General features: G+C 60.4%; 30 protein-coding genes and 1 pseudogene. 16 read left to right on the forward strand and 15 right to left on the reverse strand.

The window, feature by feature from the left end:
- Nucleotides 1-66 precede the first annotated feature (66 nt).
- Nucleotides 67-1,392, reverse strand: a complete 1,326-nt coding sequence (locus B723_RS25585) for an OprD family porin (protein WP_017339315.1) — start codon at nucleotides 1,390-1,392, stop codon at nucleotides 67-69.
- Between the two features lie 144 nt (nucleotides 1,393-1,536).
- On the reverse strand, nucleotides 1,537-2,886 hold the full coding sequence (locus B723_RS25590; protein ID WP_052909684.1) for a gluconate:H+ symporter: 1,350 nt from the start codon (nucleotides 2,884-2,886) through the stop codon (nucleotides 1,537-1,539).
- Nucleotides 2,887-3,577: 691 nt separating this feature from the next.
- Here B723_RS25590 and msrA point away from each other — a divergent pair.
- Nucleotides 3,578-4,084: a peptide-methionine (S)-S-oxide reductase MsrA gene (gene msrA / locus B723_RS25595; RefSeq protein WP_017339560.1), complete on the forward strand. Its 507-nt coding sequence runs from the start codon at nucleotides 3,578-3,580 to the stop codon at nucleotides 4,082-4,084.
- A 65-nt stretch (nucleotides 4,085-4,149) separates the two neighbouring features.
- Here msrA and B723_RS25600 read toward each other — a convergent pair whose 3' ends face one another.
- Nucleotides 4,150-4,878, reverse strand: coding sequence for a cysteine hydrolase (locus B723_RS25600; RefSeq protein ID WP_017339561.1), 729 nt, complete (start codon nucleotides 4,876-4,878; stop codon nucleotides 4,150-4,152).
- Between the two features lie 152 nt (nucleotides 4,879-5,030).
- Between B723_RS25600 and B723_RS25605 the strand changes: the two genes are divergently transcribed.
- Genes B723_RS25605 through B723_RS25615 form a run of 3 tightly spaced genes read left to right on the forward strand, consistent with a single transcriptional unit; the run spans nucleotide 5,031 to nucleotide 7,751 of the window.
- The gene (locus B723_RS25605) at nucleotides 5,031-5,912 is read left to right on the forward strand and encodes an AraC family transcriptional regulator (protein WP_017339562.1); all 882 of its coding nucleotides are present in this window, start codon (nucleotides 5,031-5,033) and stop codon (nucleotides 5,910-5,912) included.
- 35 nt (nucleotides 5,913-5,947) lie between these two features.
- The gene (locus B723_RS25610) at nucleotides 5,948-6,274 is read left to right on the forward strand and encodes an NIPSNAP family protein (protein ID WP_017339563.1); all 327 of its coding nucleotides are present in this window, start codon (nucleotides 5,948-5,950) and stop codon (nucleotides 6,272-6,274) included.
- 40 nt (nucleotides 6,275-6,314) lie between these two features.
- A complete protein-coding gene (locus B723_RS25615; RefSeq protein ID WP_017339564.1) occupies nucleotides 6,315-7,751 on the forward strand; it encodes a M15 family metallopeptidase in 1,437 nt (478 codons plus the stop codon).
- A gap of 4 nt (nucleotides 7,752-7,755) precedes the next feature.
- On the opposite strand, the gene B723_RS25620 is transcribed toward B723_RS25615, so the two are convergent.
- Both B723_RS25620 and B723_RS33830 read right to left on the reverse strand, forming a co-directional pair.
- Nucleotides 7,756-8,214, reverse strand: coding sequence for a GNAT family N-acetyltransferase (locus B723_RS25620; RefSeq protein ID WP_017339565.1), 459 nt, complete (start codon nucleotides 8,212-8,214; stop codon nucleotides 7,756-7,758).
- A pseudogene (locus B723_RS33830) lies at nucleotides 8,115-8,345 on the reverse strand (hypothetical protein); the annotation flags it as partial. The pseudogene B723_RS33830 and the gene B723_RS25620, both read right to left, overlap by 100 nt.
- 247 nt (nucleotides 8,346-8,592) lie before the next feature.
- On the opposite strand from B723_RS33830, the gene B723_RS25625 reads away from it, so the two are divergent.
- The gene (locus B723_RS25625) at nucleotides 8,593-8,952 is read left to right on the forward strand and encodes a DUF3630 family protein (RefSeq protein ID WP_017339566.1); all 360 of its coding nucleotides are present in this window, start codon (nucleotides 8,593-8,595) and stop codon (nucleotides 8,950-8,952) included.
- On the opposite strand, the gene B723_RS25630 is transcribed toward B723_RS25625, so the two are convergent.
- Both B723_RS25630 and ggt read right to left on the reverse strand, forming a co-directional pair.
- On the reverse strand, nucleotides 8,949-9,482 hold the full coding sequence (locus tag B723_RS25630) for a cysteine hydrolase family protein (protein WP_017339567.1): 534 nt from the start codon (nucleotides 9,480-9,482) through the stop codon (nucleotides 8,949-8,951). The two genes, B723_RS25625 and B723_RS25630, sit on opposite strands and share 4 nt — an antisense overlap.
- Before the next feature lie 69 nt (nucleotides 9,483-9,551).
- Nucleotides 9,552-11,279 carry a gamma-glutamyltransferase gene (gene ggt, locus B723_RS25635; RefSeq protein WP_017339568.1) on the reverse strand — a complete coding sequence of 576 codons (1,728 nt, stop codon included), beginning with the start codon at nucleotides 11,277-11,279 and terminating at the stop codon, nucleotides 9,552-9,554.
- Nucleotides 11,280-11,426: 147 nt separating this feature from the next.
- Here ggt and B723_RS25640 point away from each other — a divergent pair, with 147 nt between their 5' ends.
- A complete protein-coding gene (locus B723_RS25640) occupies nucleotides 11,427-11,948 on the forward strand; it encodes a methylated-DNA--[protein]-cysteine S-methyltransferase (RefSeq protein WP_017339569.1) in 522 nt (173 codons plus the stop codon).
- Between the two features lie 131 nt (nucleotides 11,949-12,079).
- Here the strand turns inward: B723_RS25640 and B723_RS25645 are convergent, their stop codons facing one another.
- Both B723_RS25645 and B723_RS25650 read right to left on the reverse strand, forming a co-directional pair.
- Nucleotides 12,080-12,670 (reverse strand): NUDIX domain-containing protein, encoded by a 591-nt coding sequence (locus tag B723_RS25645; RefSeq protein WP_017339570.1) that lies wholly within the window; start codon nucleotides 12,668-12,670, stop codon nucleotides 12,080-12,082.
- 52 nt (nucleotides 12,671-12,722) lie between these two features.
- Nucleotides 12,723-13,160, reverse strand: a complete 438-nt coding sequence (locus B723_RS25650) for a hemerythrin domain-containing protein (RefSeq protein WP_017339571.1) — start codon at nucleotides 13,158-13,160, stop codon at nucleotides 12,723-12,725.
- Between the two features lie 150 nt (nucleotides 13,161-13,310).
- On the opposite strand from B723_RS25650, the gene B723_RS25655 reads away from it, so the two are divergent.
- Entirely contained in the window at nucleotides 13,311-13,742 is a 432-nt protein-coding gene (locus tag B723_RS25655; protein ID WP_017339572.1) for a GNAT family N-acetyltransferase, read from the forward strand.
- A gap of 54 nt (nucleotides 13,743-13,796) precedes the next feature.
- Here B723_RS25655 and B723_RS25660 read toward each other — a convergent pair whose 3' ends face one another.
- Nucleotides 13,797-14,147: a hypothetical protein gene (locus tag B723_RS25660; RefSeq protein ID WP_017339573.1), complete on the reverse strand. Its 351-nt coding sequence runs from the start codon at nucleotides 14,145-14,147 to the stop codon at nucleotides 13,797-13,799.
- A 161-nt stretch (nucleotides 14,148-14,308) separates the two neighbouring features.
- Here B723_RS25660 and B723_RS25665 point away from each other — a divergent pair, with 161 nt between their 5' ends.
- From B723_RS25665 to B723_RS25705, 9 genes are all read left to right on the forward strand, one after another.
- Nucleotides 14,309-14,557, forward strand: coding sequence for a hypothetical protein (locus B723_RS25665; protein ID WP_017339574.1), 249 nt, complete (start codon nucleotides 14,309-14,311; stop codon nucleotides 14,555-14,557).
- 20 nt (nucleotides 14,558-14,577) lie between these two features.
- Entirely contained in the window at nucleotides 14,578-14,907 is a 330-nt protein-coding gene (locus B723_RS25670; protein ID WP_017339575.1) for a DUF6388 family protein, read from the forward strand.
- Between the two features lie 28 nt (nucleotides 14,908-14,935).
- Nucleotides 14,936-15,640 carry a YoaK family protein gene (locus B723_RS25675; RefSeq protein ID WP_017339576.1) on the forward strand — a complete coding sequence of 235 codons (705 nt, stop codon included), beginning with the start codon at nucleotides 14,936-14,938 and terminating at the stop codon, nucleotides 15,638-15,640.
- Nucleotides 15,641-15,766: 126 nt separating this feature from the next.
- Nucleotides 15,767-16,159 carry a sulfurtransferase complex subunit TusD gene (tusD, locus tag B723_RS25680; RefSeq protein ID WP_031319020.1) on the forward strand — a complete coding sequence of 131 codons (393 nt, stop codon included), beginning with the start codon at nucleotides 15,767-15,769 and terminating at the stop codon, nucleotides 16,157-16,159.
- 1 nt (nucleotide 16,160) lies between these two features.
- Nucleotides 16,161-16,523 (forward strand): sulfurtransferase complex subunit TusC, encoded by a 363-nt coding sequence (tusC, locus tag B723_RS25685; RefSeq protein WP_017339578.1) that lies wholly within the window; start codon nucleotides 16,161-16,163, stop codon nucleotides 16,521-16,523.
- Complete coding sequence (gene tusB / locus B723_RS25690; RefSeq protein ID WP_017339579.1) at nucleotides 16,523-16,816, forward strand: sulfurtransferase complex subunit TusB; 294 nt, start codon at nucleotides 16,523-16,525, stop codon at nucleotides 16,814-16,816. The genes tusC and tusB overlap by 1 nt, the downstream gene beginning before the upstream one ends.
- Entirely contained in the window at nucleotides 16,813-17,148 is a 336-nt protein-coding gene (locus B723_RS25695) for a TusE/DsrC/DsvC family sulfur relay protein (protein WP_017339580.1), read from the forward strand. The genes tusB and B723_RS25695 overlap by 4 nt, the downstream gene beginning before the upstream one ends.
- Nucleotides 17,145-18,146, forward strand: a complete 1,002-nt coding sequence (locus tag B723_RS25700) for a glycosyl transferase family protein (protein ID WP_017339581.1) — start codon at nucleotides 17,145-17,147, stop codon at nucleotides 18,144-18,146. Before B723_RS25695 ends, B723_RS25700 begins: the two co-directional genes overlap by 4 nt.
- A 90-nt stretch (nucleotides 18,147-18,236) precedes the next feature.
- Nucleotides 18,237-19,238 (forward strand): glutathione S-transferase family protein, encoded by a 1,002-nt coding sequence (locus tag B723_RS25705; protein WP_017339582.1) that lies wholly within the window; start codon nucleotides 18,237-18,239, stop codon nucleotides 19,236-19,238.
- A gap of 117 nt (nucleotides 19,239-19,355) precedes the next feature.
- On the opposite strand, the gene cysG is transcribed toward B723_RS25705, so the two are convergent.
- From cysG to lolA, 5 genes are all read right to left on the reverse strand, one after another.
- A complete protein-coding gene (gene cysG, locus B723_RS25710; protein ID WP_017339583.1) occupies nucleotides 19,356-20,750 on the reverse strand; it encodes a siroheme synthase CysG in 1,395 nt (464 codons plus the stop codon).
- On the reverse strand, nucleotides 20,751-22,031 hold the full coding sequence (serS, locus tag B723_RS25715; RefSeq protein ID WP_017339584.1) for a serine--tRNA ligase: 1,281 nt from the start codon (nucleotides 22,029-22,031) through the stop codon (nucleotides 20,751-20,753).
- A gap of 15 nt (nucleotides 22,032-22,046) precedes the next feature.
- Nucleotides 22,047-22,421, reverse strand: coding sequence for a fluoride efflux transporter CrcB (crcB, locus tag B723_RS25720; protein WP_017339585.1), 375 nt, complete (start codon nucleotides 22,419-22,421; stop codon nucleotides 22,047-22,049).
- Nucleotides 22,421-23,743 (reverse strand): replication-associated recombination protein A, encoded by a 1,323-nt coding sequence (locus tag B723_RS25725; RefSeq protein WP_017339586.1) that lies wholly within the window; start codon nucleotides 23,741-23,743, stop codon nucleotides 22,421-22,423. The genes crcB and B723_RS25725 overlap by 1 nt, the downstream gene beginning before the upstream one ends.
- 212 nt (nucleotides 23,744-23,955) lie before the next feature.
- Nucleotides 23,956-24,579, reverse strand: coding sequence for an outer membrane lipoprotein chaperone LolA (lolA, locus tag B723_RS25730; protein ID WP_017339587.1), 624 nt, complete (start codon nucleotides 24,577-24,579; stop codon nucleotides 23,956-23,958).
- Between the last annotated feature and the right edge of the window lie 46 nt (nucleotides 24,580-24,625).

A 24,625-nucleotide genomic window follows, 5' to 3' on the forward strand; every position in this document is an offset into this window, starting at 1 on the left:
TTTTCCAAATGACTCGCTGTAAGGCGGCCGTTACCGCAGAAACGGAGTTTCTTATTCGCCCGGCGCTTACAACAGCGACAAGGTGTAGTTGATGATAAAGCGATTCTGGTCAACATTACGCCCCGCATCAGTGTTCGACTTGCCATTGCGCACACTGAACCCAAGCCCCTTGAGCGCCCCCGACTGCAACACATAATCCAGGGTCATATCGCGTTCCCACTCTGACTGATCACCGGCGTTGCGAACCTTGATATCAGTCCCCTTCAAATACACGATCGACGCTTTCAGCCCCGGCACGCCCAAAGGCGCGAAGTCATAGGTGTACTGACCAAAGTTCGTCTGCTCACCCGCACGGGTAAAACTCTGGATCATGCGGTCCGTCGGCAGATAAACACTGCCGCCACCCGCCCCTTTATCAACCAGGCTGCCCTGGTTGGGCTGGACGAAGTTACTGCCATCACCCACCTGCTGATGGCCCAGCGACACCGAGTGCCCACCGTTCATATAAGTGATCATCGCAACCCAGGTGTTGTTGTCGATTTCACCATTGTTGTCCTCGGTGTAACCGGAAGCGCGGTAGCCTTGTGCGCGGCCAGCGGCGGAACTGTTGGCCCCGGTCGACGTGGTGCGAAAGTAACGCAGGTCAGTGGTGAACGAACTCTTGCTGTCGATCGGCAGTACATGGGTCAGACCGAAGAAATTCTGGTTATAGAAGTCCTCCATCTGCGCGAAGTAATACTGTGCTTTCAGATCCTTGGTGATGAAGTAATCACCCCCGGCGAAGTAAAACTTGTTGCTGTCCTGTGTGGCGCCCGGTACGGACAAACCGGTCCGGTCCGTCGAAGCACGACCGACCGCATGTTCAAGCACACCACTGGTCAGCATCAGCCCATCGATATCATTCGAAGTGATCTGGGCGCCGGTGAACGATTGCGGCAAGACGCGGGCATCGTTCGACAGCAGGATCGGCAGTTTCGGCAACAACGTGCCGTAGCGGAACTCCGTCTTCGCAATACGCATCTTCGCCGTGGGACCGAAGCTGCTCCAGCTTTCGGCTGCACCGTCGCCCTCCGTCGGGATCATGCCGCTACCGACGTGGCGCCCGGCACCACTGTCCAATGTCACACCCAGCAGCGCCTGAGCATCGAGCCCGAAACCGACCGTGCCTTGGGTAAACCCGGACTCGTAGCGCAGCACAAAACCCTGCGCAGCCTCCTCGGTTTTCGAGGGATCCGCCGCACCATCGCGGTTATCACTGTTGAAATACAGCGTGCGCATCGAGAGGCTGGCTTTGCTGTCTTCCAGAAAACCGTGCGCGCCAGAGTCCGCTGCCTGTGCGCAGATCGAACCGGTGGCCAACAAGAGTGCGGTGGGGATTGCTCGCTTGAACATACGATGCTCCAGGGTGATTTTTTTATGGTTTTTGAGTTTTGCCCGACCGCAATCCGCCGCTGATACCCAACACCGGCGCGCACGATGACGCGCCCAATAGGTGACCATGAGCGTTGAAACTGGAGAGCGATCGGAGGGTTCGAGCTAGATCAGATAGGAAAGACCTACGGTCAACGCAAAGGCGACCACGGAAATGATGGTCTCCAGCACGGTCCAGGTCTTGAAGGTCTGGGCGACGCTCATGTTGAAGTATTCCTTGATCAACCAGAAGCCGCCGTCGTTGACGTGGGAAAAGATCACCGACCCCGCGCCCGTCGCCAGCACCAGCAACTCCGGATGCGGATAGCCCAGCCCAATGGCCACCGGCGCGACGATGCCCGACGCGGTGGTCATGGCCACGGTGGCGGAGCCAGTGGCAATGCGCATCAGCGCGGCGAACAGCCAGCCCATCAGCAGCGGCGACAGGTGAAATTCATGGGCCAGACTGACGATCTGATCGGTCACCCCGGCGTCCACCAGAATCCGGTTCAACCCGCCGCCAGCGCCGACCAGCAGGGTGATGCTGGCGGTCGGCGCCAGGCATTCGTTGGTGAACTTGAGGATCGATTCGCGGTTGAAGCCCTGGGCGATGCCGAGGGTCCAGAAGCTCAGCAAGGTCGCCAGCAGCAAGGCGATCACCGAGTTGCCGATGAACAGCAGAAACTGGTTGAAGCCGCTGCCCGGCGTGGAAATCAGGTTGGCCCAGCCGCCGATCAGCATCAGCACCACCGGCAGCAGAATGGTCGCCATGGTGATGCCGAAACCCGGCAGGCTGTCGCGTGGTTCGCGTTCGAGGAACTGCCGCTCCAGCGGGTTTTCCGCCGGCAATTGAATGCGCGGCACGATGAACCTGGCGTACAGCGGACCGGCGATGATCGCCGTCGGAATGCCGATCAGAATCGCGTACATCAAAGTCTGCCCGACCGACGCCCCATACACCTGCACCGCCAGCATCGCCGCCGGGTGCGGCGGCACCAGGGCATGCACCACCGAGAGCCCGGCGACCATCGGCAAACCGACCATCAGGATCGACACCCCGACGCGGCGCGCCACGGTAAAGGCGATCGGTACCAGCAACACAAAACCGACCTCGAAGAACAACGGCAGCCCGACCAGGAATGCGATGCAGACCATCGCCCAGTGCGCGTTCTTCTCGCCAAAGCGATCGATCAACGTGCGCGCCACCTGCTCGGCACCGCCGGACTCGGCCATCATCTTGCCGAGCATCGTGCCCAGCGCCACCACCAGCGCGATATGCCCCAGGGTCTTGCCGACGCCGGCCTCGTACGCACCGACCACCCCGGACGGCGGCATGCCGGCCAGCAGCGCGAGGCCGATGGACACCAGGGTGATGACGATGAAGGGATTAAGCCGGTAACGGGCGATCAGAACGATCAGGGCAATGATGGCGATGGCGGCATACACCAGCAGCCAATAGCCGAAGGACAGGGTCATGCGGTACTCCTCGAAAGGGTCACGTCGAATGGGTTGTGAAACTCATAAAACATTTCGAAGAGCGATTTTCAAACGAGGCGAAAGTAATTTTCGTAGAGGGATAAGGGTTGTCGCGTAGAGGTATGGAGGGTCGTGGTTTTTGAAATTGGGTCAGGCGGATTTTCATTGCGCCTGCGCTGTTTGCGCTCGGTTTTAAGGTCTGCCAAGTGCGGTATCCGCACCGGTGGTCACCGGTTCTGAACAATCGCCACCACAGCCTTATACTTCTTCAGTTCGTCTTCTCTGTGTCAGGAAATCCCTCGACACCCGTGCGCGGTAAAGCGCGCCCGTGCCAATCGCAAACGTAACCAGCCAAGACCCCAGGCGTTGCCGTCCAGCATCAGATGACGGGTCGTGTTCAATGGCTCCATGGCTGAGGGATTGTGGAGAATGTCATGAAAAACAAACTTTTTCGGGGGTTGTATGGGTCTTGCAACAAGGGTGCTGCCCCCCGGTGCCTGGGCTGCAGCGACACGAGCCCTGGCGTCGGATGGCGCTGATCACGTCGGTGCTGTTCGTCTGGCATACTCCCGCAGTGGTATAGGATCGGATCGGGTGGCATCCTCGCTGATGGACGGCAGCTACTCCGGCCAGTTCAACAGCCCGATCGGCAATCAGTAGCGTGTCAACACTTTGAGGGGAATGACCGTCTATGACGACGCAAACCGAAACCGCCATTCTGGCCGGCGGCTGCTTCTGGGGCATGCAGGATCTGCTGCGGCGCTACCCCGGCGTGCTGTCCACACGAGTGGGTTACTCAGGAGGCGATGTGCCGAATGCGACCTATCGCAACCACGGAAACCACGCGGAAGCGATCGAGATTGTGTTCGACCCGCAGCAGATCAGTTACCGCCAGATCCTCGAGTTTTTCTTCCAGATCCATGACCCGACGACCCCGAATCGCCAAGGCAACGATGTCGGCGCCAGCTATCGCTCTGCCCTCTTCTACCTCAGCGACAAGCAGAGGGAGATTGCCGAAGACACCGTGGCTGACGTCGAAGCGTCTGGCCTCTGGCCTGGCAAAGTGGTCACCGAAATCACCCCGGCCGGACCATTCTGGGAAGCCGAACCGGAACACCAGGACTACCTCGAACGCCTGCCCGACGGCTACACCTGTCACTTCATCCGGCCAGGCTGGAAATTGCCCGTACGCGGGTAGTCACGCAACAGAGGCGGCTCGAATGAGCCGCCTCTGTTATTTCATGCCCGATCGCACGGTCTACCTCATGGGTTCCCGCGACCAAGAAACTCAAGCGTCTGCGCCGTGCTCCACAAGGCATTGGCGATGTAGCGATAGTTGATCAACGCCGCCAGATAACCATCGCCTTCAGGGGTTGTCGGGCCGGCCGTCGCGTCCCGAACCACCGCCACTTCGAAACCGAGTTCCAGCAGTTCACGAAGGTGCGACTCGACGCAGAGGTTCGCCGCCATGCCGGCCAGAATGATCTGCGAAACGCCATGTTTGCGCAGTTGCAGCGCCAGGTCGTTGGTTTCCGGGCCGTACACCTTGTGCGGTGAAGCGATAAGGGTTTTGCCATCAAGAATGTAGGGTTTGTACTCGGGCATGAAGTCGGCGCCGGAGTTTTCGAAACCGTCGAGGCTCAACGGCCCCTTGCGATCAAACATGCAGATGCTGTGCATGACCTTCTCGAGCGGCCCGCCAAAATGCCAGTCGTGGTCACACGGATAGTAGTAATGCGGGGAAACCGCGACCGTGATGCCGGCACTCTTTGCTGCAGCAAACAGCTGGCCAATGTGCTTGACGGTATCGTGCTCGACAATGCTTTTGCCAAACACGGACCAGCTGACCCCCTCGGGGCTGAGAAAGTCGATTTGCGGATCGATCACCACCAGCGCGGCGCGGCTCAGGTCCAGTTTCATGCCGGGATCCGGCAAGGCCGGTTCCAGCGGGTCTGCGTACGGGGAGGCGATGTGAGGTGAGGGGTTGCTCATGGCAGTAGACTCCAGTCGACAATCAGAAATAACGATATCGCCATGGCGCCCCTGAGGGCCGTTGTCTACCATCGGCGAGAACTTCATCCTATTGCCGCGCACAGCTTCGCTTTTGCCAGGACGTGCAGAGTCTTTACCCGGTCGTCCCTATCATGGATATCCTCTCCGAGTTCTTCGAGCGCACCCATCTCCAGGGCCGGCTGTTCTTCTCCGGCCGGGTCGACGGCACGCTCGTGCTCGACAAACCACCGGGCATGGCGTTCATCCATGTCATCAGCCAGGGCGGTATCGACATGATTCAGCCCGGCCTGCCGAAGATATCGATTGCCGAGCCCAGCGTGCTGTTTTGCCCGAGCAGTTGCCGTTACCGGTTGCGTTCCAGTTCAGCACAGGGCGCCGAGCTGGTCTGCGCCTCTTTCCAGTTCGGACGCAACACGCTCCAGCCCTTCCCCCTCGGCCTCAAGGAAACGCTGGTATTTCCCATCAGCGGCCTGGAAAACATTGCTCCGGTGATCGGCTCGCTGATCGGCGAATTCCAGGATCAGGCACCCGGCAGAACCAAGGCACTCAACCTGTTGCTCGAATACATCTTCGTACTGCTGGTGCGACGCTCCGTCGTCGAGCAAAAGATTTCCAGCGGCCTGCTCTATGCCTTGCAGGACGGGCGCCTTGGCGCAGTGTTCAATCGCATTCACCAAGAGCCCGAAGCCGCCTGGACCGTGGAAAAACTGGCAGCGCTGGCCCACATGTCCCGCTCAAAATTCTCGGCGTACTTCACCCGGATCATGGAGGTCTCACCGATGGGCTACGTCACCGCGTGGCGAATGAAAGTCGCCCAGGACTTGCTGCGCGACGGTGTACAAATCAAAGTCATCGCTGCATCGGTCGGGTACAGTTCGCAAGCGTCGTTTTCCAGAACCTTCCTGAACGTGGTGGGCTCGCCCCCCGCCGAATGGCTCAAGCGTGATAGCCGTGAGGAGATTCCCCTGGTGGTGGCGCACGTGCAGCAAATCGCGTCGGACGACGCACTTTAAAATCGCTTGATCTTCCAGCCCAAGAGAGCAAAGACATGATCACTTGTTATCTGAAATATGTACTCGATCCCTACCAGATCGCAGCGTTCGAACACTATGGAAAGTTGTGGATTCCCCTCGTTGAAAAATTCGGCGGCCAGCATCACGGCTATTTCCTGCCGTCCGAAGGCGCGAACAATATCGCCATGGCGATGTTCAGCTTTCCAAGCCTTGCCGCGTATGAGCGTTATCGCCAGGACTCGATGAAAGATCCCGAGTGCATCGCGGCGTTCAAGTTCGCCGAAGAGACAAAATGCATCCTCAGTTATGAGCGCAGTTTCTTCAGGCCCGTATTTGGCGATCAGGCGCAGCAACCGGCCTGATGTCGGTCGGCAGTGTGCAGCCCTACCCAGGAGAAATTGCATGGGTTCCTCTTACAAAACCGCACGATCCTGGCTGCAATCTCTGCTGCTCCTGACTATCGTCATTCCCGCCATGACCAGCGCCGAGCCACGGCCCGAACACATGGTCTATCTGCGCACGATCGCCCCCACCATCGAGCAGGACATCCGCTACGCCAGCGCCCACAACTTCACCGGTCATCCACTCGACGGGTACGCCGCCGCCGAGTGTCTGTTGACGCTGGATGCGGCTAAAGCGCTGGCACGGGTGCAGGCGTCATTGCAGGTGCAAGGCTATGGCTTGAAGGTGTTCGACTGTTATCGGCCCAGTCGTGCAGTCGCCGATATGGGCCGCTTCGCTTCCATGCCTGGCGACCCACGCAAGGCCGAGTTCTACCCACGCGTGGACAAGCAGGATTTCTGGCGCCTGGGGTATGTGGCACGGGTGTCGAACCACTCCCGCGGCTCCACCGTCGACCTGACACTCACCGGCCCGACAGCGATGCCCGCCGCAACCTGGTCATCCTCGGCGACGCAGGTCGATTGCACAGCGCCCTATGCCCAGCGCTGGCACGACGGCGCGCTCGACATGGGCACCGGCTTCGACTGCTTCGATGAGCGGACGCATACCGCCAACCCGACCATCAACGCGACCGCGAAGGACAATCGTCAGCGGCTAAGCCGTGCGATGGAAAAAGAAGGATTTTCCGGGTACTCGAAGGAGTGGTGGCACTTCACTTACACCGGCGCCGGAGCGCCGAACGAGGTCATGGATTTCCCGATTACACCGCTCAGCGCCAGCGAAGCGCTCGACGCCAGCCATCAGCTGATTGTGGTCACCAGCAAAAACTGGGATGACATCCAGGGCACCGCCCAACGCTACGAACGGGACGGCAAAACCTTTCGAAAATCGGGTAATGCGTTTGCGGTCGTGGTCGGCAAAAACGGCATGGCCTGGGGCAAGGGCTTGAGCAGCGATGAGCCAGGCGACGGGCCGGTCAAACGTGAAGGTGACGGCAAAGCGCCGGCCGGGGTATTCAAGCTCGGTACGGCATTTGGCTACGACAACACGACCGAAACGAAACTGCCTTACCTCGCCTTGACGCCGGCCATCGAATGCGTCGACGACAGCCACTCCGCACGCTACAACGAACTGGTCGACGGCTCGAAGATCGCAAAGGACTGGAACAGCGCCGAACGCATGCGCAGCGAGGAAGGCTATCGCAAAGGCATTGTCATCGAGCACAACACACCGGCGTCCCCCGCCTCGGGCTCGTGCATTTTCTTCCACATCTGGCGCAGCCCGACCTCACCGACGGCGGGCTGCACGGCCATGGATCAGGCGGACATTTCCCGTTTGTTCGACTGGCTCGATCCTCGCCAGTCGCCCCTGCTGGTGCAAATGCCCGAGGCGCAATACGAACACTTGCGTGAACGCTGGAATCTCCCGGAACGGTGAGGCATCAGCCTTGCTTCAAATCGAGGCAATAGGTGTAGTAACCCGTTTCGCACACGTAGCCCAATGATTCATACAAGCGTTGTGCGCCGTGATTGTCCGTGGCCGTTTCCAGCGTCATGCCTTTCGCGCCGGTGAGCAACGCGAAGGTCCGCGCGGTGTTCATCAGTTGCGTCCCGACCCCGCGGCCTCGGGCCGCGGGTGCGGTGAACAGGTCGCCGAGCAGCCAGGTGCGATGCGCGTCGATGGAGGAAAACGTCGGGAACAACTGGACGAAACCCAGTGCTTCGCCGGTGGCGTCCTGGGCGAAGAAGATCACCGACTCATCCCGGGCGATGCGCTCGGCGATAAAGTCACGCGATTGCGTCAGGTTTGAGGGTTGGCCGTAGAAACCTCGATAGGCGTCGAACAGGCTGGCAACGTTGTCGAGGTGAGTGGCGTCGGCGCGATGAACCTGGACATCCATGGGAAGGGTCTCCATGAGACAACAGTGGTGTGTCGGGCAATGTCGATAAACGGCGTGACGATGACGCTGTAAACCGTCAGGTATCTGTCGTGATCCTGTTCACCGGTGCCGAACCGGAGGGCTTCGGGTTTAGGCAAGAGCATCCACGACGGGCTCGCCTTCATCCAGGCAAGGTCATTGCCAATCACGCCGTAACCGAGAACGGTTCTTGAGTGTAGTTCCGTTTCCGGGCGCTGCACGTCCCTTTGGAGTGAAGGGCAAGCTTCACGCCGCATAATTCCGTTCACATAGATCCGGGCCCGCGCTTAAGTGAACAGCATCGCCCTCGCCACAAGGTGTGTGGCTGACGTAAAGTCAGGGGACTTTCCGGAGTCCGACATGACCAAACCCGCGCCAACGATCTACCTGTCCGATACATCTGACCGGGCGCTGTTCGATCGGATCGCCGATGAATTGAGGCAAGCACTCGACGGAACGTGGGTTGTACAGGCCAGCGGGCTGGACCAGCGTTATTGGGATCTGGAGGCCGAGGGGCAGGTCATCACGCTGCACCTGGAACATTACCTGGGGATCATGCTGCTGGTGGATGACGCCGATCCCGACTGGGTGGCATCGGAACGCTTTCAGGCGTTGGTGCAGCGGTTGCAAGTGGGTGAGTTGCCGGCGATGGTGCCCTTGGATGCGCCATCGCCGGCAAGCCAGGTTCCTGTGAAAAAACGGTTCTGGCACTGGCGCTAGAACGTGATGGCCGCCGCGGGCGTCGCGTCGATCCGCGTCACCGAGCCGGTCAAATGCGCCAGGTCCTTGTTGTGCTCGGCGATGATGTCTTCGGCGGCGAGGTTTCCATTGTCTACCGTGGAGTGAGCGTCAGCCGCCAGCACCACGTCGTACCCCAGTTTCAGCGCCTGACGCACGGTGGCGTTGACGCAATAATCGGTTTGCAAACCGCAGATGATCAGACGTTCGAAATCCTCCTTCGGCAGCAATTTTTGCAGATTGGTCTGGTAGAACGAATCCGGTGTGGTCTTGCGTACACGCCAATCCTTGGGCGAGACGTCCAGCCCCTCGGCCAGTTGCCAGCCTTTGGCGTTATGCGCCAATGGGCTGCCCGCTTCCTCATGCTGGATCAGCACCACCGGAATCCCGGCCTGTCGGGCGCGGGTGCTGAGACCGTTGATGGCGTCGATGACACGCGCAATCTCGAAACATTTGTACTCGCCAGCACAGAGCGCCTGCTGGACGTCGATGATTAACAGTGCAGTGGACATGATTCCTTCCTTGATCTGTCGGTAAGTCAGGGGACAGAAAGTAAATCCGCCCTCCTGCGAACACAACCCTTAGTAACCCAGCGACAACCCGGTGTTGCGACGCGGATCGTTCGCCCCGTAGAAGCGGTTCTTGCCCACCGGTTTACCGTCCAGCGACGGCGCTCCGACCAGAATCGCCGCGATATGGTTGGCATCCTGCGGCCCGGCGAACTTATGTCCCCAGCTTTCAAGCAGCTTCACGGTGTCCGGACTGGTGGTGAAGGTTTCCAGGTTGGTCTCTTCCGGCAACCACTGCTGGTGGAAACGCGGCGCATCCACCGCTTCCTGGATGTTCATGCCGTAGTCGATCACGTTGAGGATGGTCAGCAAGGTCGCGGTGATGATGCGGCTGCCACCCGGCGTGCCGACCACCATGACGACTTTGCCATCCTTGGTGACAATGGTCGGGCTCATGGACGACAGCGGCGCCTTGCCCGGCGCGATGGCGTTGGCCTCGCCCTGCACCAGGCCGTACATGTTCGGCACGCCGATTTTCGAGGTGAAGTCGTCCATTTCATCGTTGAGGATGACCCCGGTCTTGCTGGCCATGACGCCAGCGCCGAACCAGTCGTTCAAGGTGTAGGTCACCGAGACCGCGTTGCCCCATTTGTCGACGATCGAATAATGGGTGGTGTTGCTGCCTTCATGGGGCGCGACGCCGGGTTTGAGCTCGCGGGACACGCCGGCCTTTTGCGGATTGATGGCGGCGCGGATTTTGGTCGCGTAGTTTTTATCCAGCAGATGGGCGATCGGGTTTTTCACGAAATCCGGGTCGCCGAGGTAGCTGTTGCGGTCGACATACGCGTGGCGCATGGCTTCGATCTGGTAGTGCATGCCCTGCGCCGAGTGGTAGCCCAGGTCCTTCATCGGGTAACCGTCGAGGATGTTCATGATCTCGCAGATCACTACGCCGCCGGAGCTTGGCGGCGGTGCCGAGACCACGTGGTAGCCACGGTAATCACACTCGATGGGCGCCAGTTCGCGGGTCTTGTATTTGTCGAGATCGGCTTGGGTGATGATGCCCTTGTTGGCCTGGCTGGAAGTGACGATCGCGTCAGCCACCCACCCCTTGTAGAAGCCGTCGGCCCCCTTCTCGGAGATTTCCCGCAGGGTCTTGCCCAGGTCTTTTTGAACGAGTTTCTGCCCGACTTGCATCGGCTCGCCGTTGCTCAGGAAGATCGAGCCGGAATCCTTGATGTCCTTCTTGAACACGTCGGTGGCGTACTCCAGCAATTCGATATCGCCCTGCTCCAGTGTGAAACCGTTTTCAGCGAGCTTGATGGCCGGGGCGATCACTTCCTTGCGCGGTTTGGTGCCGTACTTGCTCAGCGCCAGCTCCATGCCGGATACCGTGCCCGGCACGCCGACGGCGAGGTGGCCACGGGTGCTGAGATCCGGCACGACATTGCCCTCTTTGTCGAGGTACATATCGGCAGTGGCGGCCAGCGGGGCTTTTTCGCGGAAGTCGAGGAAGGTCTTGCGCCCGTCCGCCAGTTGAATGGTCATGAAACCGCCGCCACCCAGGTTCCCCGCCGCGGGATACACCACCGCCAGCGCATACCCGACCGCGACCGCGGCATCGACGGCGTTGCCACCGTTCTTGAGCACATCCACACCCACGTGGCTGGCCAGGTGCTGGGCGGTGACCACCATGCCGTTTTCGGCAGCGACAGGCGCGACGGAGGCCGCGTGGGCCATCAGGCAACTGAGCGCCAAGGAGGTCGCGATGAGCGATTTGGCAAAAGGTTCGAACTTCATGAGTCGGTCTCTTTTTGTTTTTAGGGTCGGTAAAAAACAGAGAAAACGTGTCAAGAGCAGTACGCAGTATGGCTGGGATTGCGTATTGCGCCTCCCCAACGAGGCAGTATGCTTGTCCCCTGTTCACCCGTTTTGGAGTTCGCCGGCATGACGTTTACCTTCACCACCCTGGCCTCTCCGGTCGGCGAATTGAAGCTGGTCGCGAACGGTGCAAGACTCGCGGCCATCCTCTGGGAAAACGACAAACCGAACCGTGTGCGGCTTGGCCCGCTCAGCGAAGCTCCGGACAACCCGATCCTGGTTCGCGCCCGGCAGCAGTTGACGGAATACTTTGCCGGCACACGAAATCGCTTCGACCTGGAACTGGATTTCACCGGGACTGATTTTCAAAAGAAGGTGTGGCAAGCGCTGTTGACCATTCCCTTCGGCGAAACGCGCAGCTATAGCCAGATTGCCGAGCAGATCGGCAACCCGAGCGCGGTTCGCGCGGTGGGTGCGGCGAATGGCAAGAACCCGATCTCGATTGTTGCGCCGTGTCATCGGGTGATTGGCGCCTCGGGGAAACTGACGGGGTTTGCGGGTGGGCTTGAGGCGAAGGAATTGTTGCTGACGCTGGAGGGATGCGAATGGTCGGGCGCCAACAGGATGGGCGATTTGTTTTCGAATTAACGCCCGCTCCTTTGTGGCGAGGGAGCTTGCTCCCGCTCCAGTGCGCAGCACTGGCAAAATCCTGGATAAGGCTGAAGATTTTGGGACCGCTCGCAGCCCGGCGCCAGCGAGCTCGCCACAGGGAGGATGACTCACGCCGAGAAGATGTTTTTCATCGCCGCATGCTGCAACAGCATGATGGTCTTCGCATCGCAGATTTCGCCACGATAAAACGCCTCGAGCGCCGCCTCGAACGACCACTCCAGCACTTCCAGCTCTTCGGTCTCTTCCTCCAGCCCGCCACCCTCGCCGACTTTCGATGAAGCGTCGTATTCGGCGATGAAGAAGTGCAGTTTTTCAGTCACCGAGCCCGGGCTCATGTAGGCCTCAAAGACCTTCTGCACATGGTGCACGCGGTATCCGGTTTCCTCTTCCGCTTCATCGCGTATGCGCGCTTCCGGCGTGGCACCTTCAAGCAACCCCGCCGCCACTTCGATCAGCAAACCGTCGTGACCGTTGACGAACACCGGCAAGCGGAACTGCCGGGTCAGTACGACGGTTTTTTTCTCTCGGTTGAACAGCAGAATCGCCGCGCCATTGCCACGGTCGTAGACCTCGCGGGTCTGGCGCTGCCATTCGCCATTGTTGCGCTGGTAATCAAAGGTGATTTTCTTCAGCAAATACCAGTCGTGGGACAGCACCTGGGACTCGATGATGTTGACCCGTTCGGCTGTGTTCGGCATGACAAGGCGTCCTTAAATCGTCAGAAGACGCCCATCTTAGACGAAAAGACCTTCATGACAGTTGAGCCTTGTATTCCCTCTCATATTGCCCGGCGAGCGTTTCCTTCTGCTTGTCGTCGAGCAACTTGCCGGCCATCTGGAAGAACTTCTGCTCTTCCTCTTTCAAGTGGTGATGGACCTTCTCGGAGAGTTTCTTCGCGGTCGCCAGCCAGGCAGGGCTCGACATCTCGGTCTCGTCGAGCTCTTCCATCATTTCGTCCATCTCGTGGTGTTCGGAAATCGCATGGCGGCTGAGGTCGACACCGTTGTCGAATTCCATCAACGGCATATAGAAATGCCGCTCTTCAGCGGTTTCATGGGCCTGGAGTTCGGACTTGAGCTGTTTGTACGCTTCGACGCGTTCCGGGGTATCGCCGCTGGTCTTGATCAGTGCATCGGCGTAGGTGCGTTGGCGGTCATGGCTTTCGCGCAAGGCTTCAAAAATGTTCAAGGCAGGTGGCCCTCATCGGTTGCGTTCTGGAATGACGCTGTAAAGGCTAGACATCTGCGCGCTGGCGACGGTTCCTCTGTTCGTCGGGGGGATAGAACAAACGTCGCGACCCGGATACGCTCGTGCCTCACTGCCATAAGGATGTAGCCAATGACATTAAGCATCGAACTGTTGCAAAACCCGACACCGGAAGATCGCGAGGCGATCCTTGCACCGTTGCGCGCCTACAACGTCGCGCAAGCGGGTGACGGCAAGGCGCAACCGCTGGCCTTGATGGTTCGCGATGACCAGGGTGAAACCCTGGGCGGACTGTATGGCCGGTTTTTCTATCAGTGGTTGTTTATCGAATTGCTCTCGGTGCCAGAACAGGGCCGGGGACAAGGCATAGGCTCCAGGCTGATGCAGATGGCCGAAGACCTGGCGCGGGAGAAGGAGTGCGTGGGGATCTGGCTGGACACCTTCGATTTTCAGGCGCCGGAGTTTTACAAGAAGCTCGGGTATAGCGAGTTGGGCCAGATCGCTGATTACCCGCCGGGGCACAAGCGGTTCTTCTTTCAGAAGCGCCTGATTAACAACGCCTAACCTGTAGGAGCCGGTTTGCTGGCTCCTACAAAGGGTATTGCGGTGTTCAGTAAATCAGAGGCAAGTCGCCAGTGCCGCCAACCGGCGCTTGGCGACAAAATCGTCATGCCGGGCGTAATAACTCAACGTCGTACCCGAGGCATCCGCGATGATGTCCACAAAGGATTCCGCCGAACGCGTGTAAACAGTCGACCCGCCCTTCTTGCCCGGCTGCAGGTACGCGCCCGCATCGACGCCGAACACCGCCTCGTCCTGCCAGGAAAACTGCACGCACTGGGCAACGACCTTTTCCGGCTTGTCCGACGTCAGGGTTTTGTACGGGGCTCCGGTGCGGGCATCGTTCATTGCCGAACCGGCACATCCCGCCAGCAACGTTGCGGCCAGCGCCACCATCAGAATTCGCATTGCATGTGCTCATCAAGAAAAAGCGGACTGTATCACCGTGGGCAGGCGTATCGTTCTGCTTTACTTCATTTATACCGCGACACCGCGCAACGATTCGCGCACCCTGTCGCGCCAAACGCCGTATCGCCCCTATTTCCGGGCCTATTTTTTCTGGAACGTCCATGACACCCAACGCCGAGTTTTACAAACCGACCGCTGAATACGCCGACAAGCTGATCAGCCAGATCGGTCAGACGCCTTCCTGGATCGCCAAGCGAATCGGCGTCACCGACAAGCGGATCCGTTACATCCTCGATGGCGAACGCACCGTGAAGGGCGAAACCACGCCGATCCAGATGACCTACCCCGAGCAGTGGGCCCTCGAATGCCTGGCCACTGCGGCCAAGGCCAGCAAGAAGCAGTCTTCGTAACCCATTCTCAAGGAGCGACCATGGCGGCAACCGAACAGCAACACGAGCAGGCGCTGAGGAAGTTTCTCGATGAGCGCCCCGAGCTGCGCCACGAACTCGACAACCTCAACCCGCTGCTGGCCCAGGCCAAGGGTGAAACAGCGGCGCAATTTCGCGACGAACGCTTGCATGAAGCGTTCGAAGCCGAGGCCGAGCGCCTGGGCTTGTTCGCCTGGGAGCTGACGCTGCAACTGACGGCCGCGACGGCCGAGGATTATCAGGCCCAACGCATGGAAGTGCACAAGGAAGTAGCGGAAATGGCAGGGATGGACTGGCGGGACTATTGCGAGTTATATGGATTGAATCCGTAACCGTCACCGATCAAGGATCCCGCCACCGATGCTGCCTTCGTCCTCCACAACCCGCGCCAGTCCGGGGCACCTGCACACCCAGAAATGGCGCGGGCGTATCGGCCTGTCGCTGGTCGCCGCACTCTCCGTACTCGCCGGCATGACCGACGCCATCGGCTTCATGGCCAGCGGCGACTTCGTCTCCTTCATGAGCGGCAACACCACTCGCCTGGCCGTGGCGATCAGCGACGGCGACATGGGCCTGACGTTGCGCCTGCTGCTGCTCGTGGCGACGTTCATCCTCGGTAATGCCTTGGGCATTGTGGTCAGTCGTCTGGGCGGGCGTCGGGCGCTGCCGTTATTGCTGTGCATCGCCATGCTGTTGTGTGCGGCCGCGGCCTGGCCCTATGACGAACAACTGCCGGCGCTGCTGGCAGCGATCATCGCCATGGGCATGCTCAATGCGGCCGTCGAAGAAGTGAACGGTCTGCCGGTGGGGCTGACCTATGTCACCGGCGCCTTGTCGCGCTTCGGTCGCGGCCTGGGACGCTGGATGCTCGGCGAACGGCGCAACGGATGGCGGGTGCAACTGATCCCCTGGACCGGCATGTTTGCCGGCGCAGTGCTCGGTGCCGTGCTGGAACAGCATCTCGGGCTCCAGGCGCTGTTTGTCAGCGGATTGCTGGCGGGTGCGCTGGGGGCGCTGTCGTTGAAGGTTCCGCGGCGCTGGCAGTTGGGGTATATGCCGCGTTGACCCTGTATCGACTGTTCGGGCCTCATCGCGGGCTTGCCCGCGACGAGGCCCGCATAGACAACATCGATTTAGCCGCACCCGCGATAAAGCTTTATCATGGCCGCAGTTTTGCTGATCGAGTCCGTCATGAAGTTCGCCATCGCGCTGTTTTCCGCCGCCCATGCGCCCTCCTCGCGCCGCGCCTTGCTGTTCGCCCAGGCTGCGCTGGCCGGTGGGCATGAAATTGTCCGGCTGTTTTTCTATCAGGACGGTGTGTACAACGCTTCCAGCAGCGTGGTCACGCCGCAGGATGAGCTGGATTTGCCCAAGCAATGGCGCGCCTTTGTCACCGAGCACCAGCTGGACGGCGTGGTCTGCATCGCCGCCGCCCTGCGCCGTGGCGTGTTGAACGAAGAAGAAGCCGGGCGCTATCAGCGCGAGGCCATTGCCGTCGGCGCACCGTGGGAGTTGTCCGGGCTCGGCCAGTTGCATGACGCGGTGCAGGATGCCGACCGCCTGATCTGCTTCGGAGGTGCGTGACATGCCTAAATCCCTGCTGATCATCAGTCGTCAGGCACCGTGGTCCGGGCCGAGCGCGCGGGAAGCGCTGGACATCGTGCTGGCCGGCGGCGCGTTCGACCTGCCGATCGGCCTGCTGTTTCTCGATGACGGCGTGTTCCAGCTCGCCGCGAAACAGGACGCCAGGGCCCTGCAACAGAAAGACCTGAGCGCCAACCTGCAGGCGTTGCCAATGTTCGGCGTCGAAGACCTCTTCGTCTGTGGCGACAGCGCCGCTGAACGCGGTCTGGACCCGACCGGTCTGGCTCTCGAAGAAGCCCAGGTGCTGAGCGCCCACGACATCACCGCCCTCATTGACCGTTACGACCAGGTGATCACCCTCTGATGTCGACTTTGCATGTGTTGTCTCATTCCCCGTTCGGCGACGATCGCCTGACCAGTTGCCTGCGCGTGATCGGTGCAAACGATGCGCTGCTGCTGACCGGCGACGCGGTGTACGCGTTGCAGCCGGGCACCGTACCCTGCGACGCGCTGAACGCTCGCCACCCGACGCTGTTCGTGCTGGCCGAAGATGCCCGGGCGCGCGCGCTGGACATTCCTGACACCGCCAAGGCCATCGACTATCCAGCTTTCGTCGAACTGTCGATTCACTACGACAAGGTCAACAGTTGGCTATGAATTCACTGACCGTCGGCGCCCGCGCCATCGAGCTGGACAAGGATGGATTCCTGGTTGAATTGAGCGACTGGTCCGCTGAAGTAGCCAGTGCCCTCGCCGCCGCCGAAGACATCGAGTTGAGCCCTGACCATTGGGAAATCCTCGAACTGCTGCGCAGCTTCTACGCCGAATTCCAGCTGTCCCCGGCGACGCGTCCGCTGATCAAATACACCGCGTTGAAGCTCGGCCCGGAAAAAGGCAACAGCCTGCACCTGAACCGACTGTTCAAAGGCACCCCTGCCAAACTCGCCGCGAAACTGGCGGGCCTGCCCAAACCGACGAATTGCTTATGACCGACTACCCAGCGCTGACCCTCGAAACGCCCGCCGAACACCCCTTCGCCCAGTTCGTGCGGATCCTCGGCAAAGGCAAGCGCGGCGCCCGCGACCTGACCCGAGAGGAAGCACGCGAAGCCATGGGCATGGTGCTCGACGACAAGGTCGAAGACACTCAGCTCGGTGCATTTCTGATGCTGTTGCGGCACAAGGAAGAAAGTGCCGAGGAAATGGCCGGGTTCACCGAAGCCTTGCGTGATCGTTTGCAGGCACCGGCATTGAATGTCGATCTGGACTGGCCGACCTACGCCGGCAAGAAGCGTCATCTGCCGTGGTATCTGCTGGCGGCCAAGTGCCTGGCGCAGAACGGCGTGCGGATTTTCATGCACGGCGGTGGCGCGCACACCGCCGGGCGGCTGTACAGCGAGCAATTGCTGGACGAGCTGAAGATCCCGCTGTGCCGCGACTGGCAACAGGTCGGCTCGGCGCTCGATAACGGCGGCCTGGCGTTCATGCCGCTGGTGGATTGGGCACCGCAACTGCAACGCATGATCGACCTGCGCAACACCCTCGGCCTGCGTTCGCCGATCCATTCCCTGGCGCGCATTCTCAATCCGTTGCGCGCTCGATGTGGCCTGCAAAGCATTTTCCACCCCGGCTATCAGGCGGTGCACCGTGATGCCAGCGGCTTGCTCGGCGACACGGCGATCGTGGTCAAGGGCGATGGCGGCGAGATCGAGATCAACCCTGACGCCGATAGCCACTTGTACGGCACCACCGGCGGCGAGAGCTGGGATGAAGAATGGCCACAGCTGTCGAGCCAGCGCCACGTCAAACCCGCCTCGCTCGACCGCGGACATTTGAAAGCCGTATGGCGTGGCGACGTGGTCGACAGCTACCCGCAAATGGCGCTGATCGCGACCATGGCCCTCGCCTTGCGCGGCCTCGGCCACACGCGCGAGCAAGCCTTCGAAACCGCCCAGCAGTATTGGGACGCTCGGGACAGATCGATTTAACCGATCATAACCCTCCAACCTTTGCGCTTTTTTATCGAACCTATCCGAATAGACTCCTCTCCAACGCTTATCGGTTGAGGAGTCTTGAACATGGGTTTGTTAGTTGAAGGTCGCTGGCGTGACCAGTGGTACGAAAGCAGCAAGGACGGCGCATTCCAGCGTGAACAGGCGCAGCGGCGCAACTGGCTGACCGCCGACGGCAAACCCGGCCCGACCGGTGTCGGTGGCTTTGCGGCAGAAGCGGGTCGTTATCACTTGTACGTGTCCCTCGCCTGTCCGTGGGCCCATCGCACGTTGATCCTGCGCAAACTCAAAGGCCTCGAAAGCCTGATCGACGTGTCCGTGGTCAGCTGGCTGATGCTGGAAAACGGCTGGACCTTCGACCAGCATTTTGGCTCGACTGGCGACAAGCTCGATCACCTCGACTTCATGCACCAACGTTACACCGCCGATACCGCCGACTATACCGGGCGCGTCACCGTGCCGGTGCTCTGGGACAAACAGCAGAATCGCATCGTCAACAACGAGTCGGCGGAGATTATCCGCATGTTCAATGGCGCGTTCGATGAGTTGACCGGCAATGACCTGAACTTTTACCCGGCGCCGCTGCGGGGCGAGATCGATGCAATGAACGAACGGATTTATCCGGCGGTGAACAACGGTGTGTACCGCGCCGGGTTTGCCACATCGCAAAAGGCTTATGAAGAAGCGTTCGCTGAGGTGTTTGCCGAGCTGGATCGGCTGGAAGCGTTGTTAGGCGCTAATCGTTATCTGGTAGGCGAATACCTGACCGAAGCGGACATTCGGCTGTTCACCACGCTGATTCGCTTTGATGCGGTGTACTACGGACATTTCAAGTGCAACCTGCGGCGGATTGCCGATTATCCAAACCTGTCGAATTGGCTGCGCGAGATTTATCAGTGGCCGGGGATTGCCGAGACGGTGGATTTTACCCACATCAAGAACCACTACTACGGCAGCCACAAGACCATCAACCCGACAGGTATCGTGCCGAAAGGGCCGGAGCAGGATTTCAGCGCGGCCCATGATCGGGCACGGTTGAGCGGGAAAGGGGTTTGGCGCAGGGCCTGAGGTTTGTGCAATTTTAGAGGCCCCTAATCGCTAGCAGGCTAGCTCCCACACTGGATCTGTGTCGCTCACAAATCCCCTGTGGGAGCTAGCCTGCTGGCGATGCGACCGACCCGGTGTTCAGACCTGCGCCTGAGCCCCTTCAAACCACGCCAGTTTCTCGCGCAGCTGCACCACTTCCCCAACAATCACCAGCGTCGGTGCATGCACTTCATGCTCCGCCACCAGCCGTGGAAGATCGGCCAGGGTGCCGGTAAACACCCGCTGATTGACCGTGGTGCCCTGCTGGATCAACGCCGCCGGGGTATCCGCCCCGCGACCATGCTTGATCAACTGCTCGCAGATGATCGGCAAGCCCACCAGCCCCATGTAAAACACCAGGGTTTGCGCCGGTGCGACCAGATCGGCCCATGGCAAATCGGTGGAGCCGTCCTTCAGGTGCCCGGTGACGAATCGCACCGACTGTGCGTAATCGCGGTGGGTCAACGGAATCCCGGCATATGCCGCGCAACCGCTGGCCGCGGTGATCCCCGGCACGACCTGGAACGGAATGCCATGGGCCGCCAGCTCTTCGATCTCTTCACCGCCACGGCCAAAGATGAACGGATCACCGCCCTTCAGCCGCACGACGCGCTTGCCCTGCTTGGCCAGGTCCACCAATTGCTGGTTGATCTGATCCTGAGGCACCGCGTGATCGGCGCGACGCTTGCCGACGTACACCCGCTCGGCATCGCGACGGCACAAATCGAGAATCGCCGGCGCCACCAATCGGTCATACAGCACCACATCGGCTTGCTGCATCAGGCGCAAGGCGCGGAAGGTCAGCAGATCGGGATCACCCGGCCCTGCACCGACCAGATACACCTCACCGGTTTTTGTCGGCGGCTCGCCAGCGATTTTCGCCAGCAGCAAACGCTCGGCTTCAGCGCCCTGCCCGGCCAGTTGCCGATCGGCGATCGGGCCCTGAAACACATCTTCCCAGAACGCCCGACGCTGCTGCACATCCGGAAGCAGGCCTTTGACCTGGTTGCGGAAACGCGCGGCCAGACCGGCCAATTGCCCGTAGGTGGAAGGAATCCAGGTTTCGATTTTCGCCCGGATCAGCCGCGCCAGTACCGGCGCATCGCCGCCGCTGGAGATGGCAACAATCAGCGGCGACCGGTCGACAATCGCCGGAAAAATCACGCTGCACAAGGCCGGCGCATCCACCACGTTGACCGGCACGCAGCGCCGGTGAGCATCGGCAGAGACTTGCGCGTTCAGCGGTTCGTCATCGGTGGCGGCAATGATCAGCCCGCAACCGTCCAGATCCGCCTCGACGTAACCGCGCAGCAAGCACTCGCCACCGCTGCCGGTCACCAGTTCACGCAGTTGCGGTTCGATTTCAGGTGCGACCACCCGCAGCAGCGCACCGGCATCGGCCAGCAGGCGGGATTTGCGCAAGGCAATCTCCCCCCCGCCGACGACCAACACACGACTGCCGCGAAGGTTGTGAAACAGCGGCAGATAGTCCATTTAGCCGATGACCTCGAGGCCACCCATGTACGGTTTCAGCACTTCAGGCACACGGATCGAGCCGTCGGCCTGCTGGTAGTTTTCCAGCACCGCCACCAGCGTACGACCGACTGCCAGACCGGAACCGTTCAGGGTGTGAACCAGTTCAGGCTTGCCGGTTTCCGGGTTGCGGAAACGCGCTTGCATACGACGGGCCTGGAAATCGCCGCAGTTGGAGCACGACGAAATCTCGCGGTATTTGTCCTGGCTCGGAATCCACACTTCCAGGTCGTAGGTCTTGACCGCGCTGAAGCCCATGTCGCCGGTGCACAGCGCCAGGGTGCGATAAGGCAGCTCCAGCAGTTGCAGGACTTTCTCGGCGTTGGCAGTCAGGCCTTCCAGCGCTTCCATCGATGTCGAAGGCTCGACGATCTGCACCATCTCGACCTTGTCGAACTGGTGCTGACGAATCATGCCGCGGGTATCGCGACCCGATGCGCCGGCTTCGCTACGGAAGCACGGGGTGTGGGCGACAAACTTGATCGGCAGCAGCTTCGAATCGACGATCTCGCCGGCCACGATGTTGGTCAGCGACACTTCGGCGGTCGGGATCAGGTACAGATCGGCCTCGCCTTCACGAGCGATCTTGAACAGGTCTTCTTCGAATTTCGGCAACTGGCCAGTGCCTTGCAGCGCCGGCGCCTGGACCAGATAAGGCGTGTAAGCCTCTTCGTAACCGTGTTCGCTGGTGTGCAGGTTGATCATGAACTGCGCCAGGGCGCGGTGCAGACGGGCGATCGGGCCACGCAGCAAGGCGAAACGCGCGCCGGACAGCTTGGCGGCGGTTTCAAAGTCCAGCCAGCCGAACTTCTCGCCCAGAGCGACGTGGTCCAGGACCGGGAAATCGAATGCGGTCGGGGTGCCCCAGCGGCGCACTTCGACGTTGCCGTCTTCGTCATCACCGATCGGCACGGACTCGTGCGGCAGGTTAGGAATGCCGAGCAGGATCGAATCCAGTTCGGTCTGGATCCCGTCCAGCTCGACTTTACCGGCGCTCAATTCATTCGCCATGCGCTCGACGTCCGCCATCAACGGCGCGATGTCTTCGCCGCGCTGCTTGGCCTGACCGATGGATTTGGAGCGCGCATTACGTTCAGCCTGCAGTGCTTCGGTGCGGGTCTGGACGGTCTTGCGCTGTTCTTCCAGCGCTTCGATGCGCGCAACATCCAGCGTATAGCCACGGGAAGCCAGGCGGTCCGCTACGTCCTGAAGGTTGCTACGTAACAGTTTGGAATCGAGCATGTCGGTCTCTCGTTATCAAAGTTTGGTCAAGGACAGGCCAGCCCAGGTGGCGAGCAGCCCGCCGAATACGCTGATGGCAGCATAGCCCAGGGCCAGTGGCACTTGCCCGCTTTCCAGCAGGCGCACCGTATCCAGTGAAAAGGATGAAAAAGTCGTCAGGCCCCCGAGGAAACCGACAATCAGCCCGGCGCGCACTTCGAAAGGCACTTCCGGGCGAATCAGAAACAGACCGTATAGAACGCCGATCAGCAAACAGCCGACGATATTAACGGCCAGCGTCGCGGTATAGAAGTGCCGCGGCCAATTAGCGTTGACCCAATTACCGGCGGCAAAGCGCAACAGTGTGCCGGCGACACCGCCGACGGAAACCGCAACGATCAATGGAAGCACTATTTTCTCCTTTGCCGGGGGCTGAGACGGTCCAGTTGCGCAAGGTGATTGAGCTTTTCGCCGATCTTCAGCTCCAGGCCACGGGGCACTGGCTGATAGAACGGTTGTGGTTCAAGCTCTTCGGGGAAGTAATCTTCGCCGGCAGCGTAGGCGTCCGGTTCATCGTGGGCATATCGATATTCATCGCCGTAACCGAGTTGCTTCATCAGCTTGGTCGGCGCGTTGCGCAGGTGCAACGGCACTTCGAGCGAGCCATGTTCGGTGGCGCTGCGCATGGCCGCCTTGAAGCCCATGTACACCGCGTTGCTTTTCGGCGCGCAAGCCAGGTAAGTGATGGCCTGGGCCACCGCCAGTTCACCTTCCGGACTGCCGAGGCGCTCCTGCACTTCCCACGCCGCCAGGCACAGGCTCAGGGCGCGGGGGTCGGCATTGCCGATGTCTTCGCTGGCCATGCGCACCACGCGCCGGGCGAGGTACAGCGGATCACAACCGCCGTCGATCATCCGCGCGAACCAGTACAACGCGCCATCGGGATTGGAGCCGCGTACCGATTTATGCAGCGCGGAAATCTGGTCGTAGAACGCTTCGCCGCCCTTGTCGAACCGCCGACGGGTGTCGCCGAGCAGACTTTGCAGCAGATCGACGCCGATTTCACTGTTGTCTTCGGCGAGATCCGAGGCGTTTTCCAACAGATTGAGCAGGCGCCGGCCATCACCATCGGCGGCAGACAACAGCATCTGGAAACCTTCATCGCTGAGGGTCAGTTGCCGTTTGCCCAGGCCACGCTCTTCGGTCAGCGCGCGGTGCACCAGCTTGCGCAGGGCTGCATCGTCGAGGCTTTTGAGCACATAGACGCGGGCTCGGGAGAGCAACGCATTGTTGAGCTCGAATGAGGGGTTTTCCGTGGTCGCGCCGATGAAAATCAGCGTGCCGTCTTCAACGTACGGCAGAAACGCATCCTGCTGCGACTTGTTGAAACGATGCACTTCATCGACGAACAGGATGGTGCGCTTGCCATACTGTCCGGCTTGCTGCTTGGCGATTTCCACCGCCTGGCGGATTTCCTTCACACCAGCCAGGACTGCCGAGACCGTTTCGAAGTGCGCATCCGAGACTTCCGCGAGCAGCCGCGCCAGCGTGGTTTTACCCACGCCCGGCGGCCCCCAGAAAATCATCGAGTGCAGGGCACCCTGCTCGAGCGCTTCGCGCAATGGCTTGCCGCGAGCGAGCACGTGTTCCTGACCGACGTACTCATCCAGATTGGCCGCGCGCAAACGGGCGGCCAAGGGCTGGGAGATCGGGGCGCTGCGAAACAGGTCCATCACGTACGTTTAAAACCTCGGTTAAGTACAACGCTCTCAAGCCTGCCGGAAACCTGTGGCGAGGGGATTTATCCCCGTTCGGCTGCGCAGCAGTCGCGAAATCATTGCATGCAGTATTCCTGATACACCGCACTGGCAGATCTGGGGCCGCTTCGCGGCCCAACGGGGATAAATCCCCTCGCCACAAAGGCTGACCCCGCAGGCTCTGCGTTTTACTCTTGAATGACGTCCGCACCTTTAGGAATGTCGAACTTGAATTTCGACGCAGGGATCGGCTCGTTGGCCTTCACGCCGGTAAACAGGATGTTGGTGCGCTGACCGACGCTGTCGATCAGTTGCATGTCATTGACCAGGCCATTGCGGAACGACAGGCGCAGGCTGTCGAACAGGGTGTCCTTGGTTTTCGGCTTCAAGGTGAAGTCGATCACGCCGCCGGCTTCCTTGGCGCTGATGGCGAAGCTCTCGCTGATCTTGGACACATCACCGGACAGCAGCAACGCCGGCGTCTGGCTCAGGCGCAGGTCGAGGGTCTTGATGGTGGCCTGCTCCAGGTCCGGATCCCACAGTGTCACCTTCTTGCCGTCGGAAACCACGACCTGCTCGGCGGGCGCATCGGTATGCCAGTAAAACAGGCCCGGGCGCTGCAGAGACATTTCACCGGCCGTTTCCTGCAATTGCGTGCCGCTGCCATCGAGGGTCAGCTGCGAGAAACGCGCGGTCAGGGTCTGGGATTTTTCCAACAGTTGGGTCAGACGCGCCACGTCCTTGTCATCGGCGTGGGCCGAGAGCGTGGTCAAAGCCAGAACCGGCAGCAACAGCATGCGGATAAGACGCATGGGAGTCCTCATAACATTCGTGGGAGTTCGGGCGGCGCGTTACTGC

Origin of the sequence: Pseudomonas fluorescens NCIMB 11764, from assembly GCF_000293885.2 — a bacterium.
Lineage (GTDB): Bacteria > Pseudomonadota > Gammaproteobacteria > Pseudomonadales > Pseudomonadaceae > Aquipseudomonas > Aquipseudomonas fluorescens_B.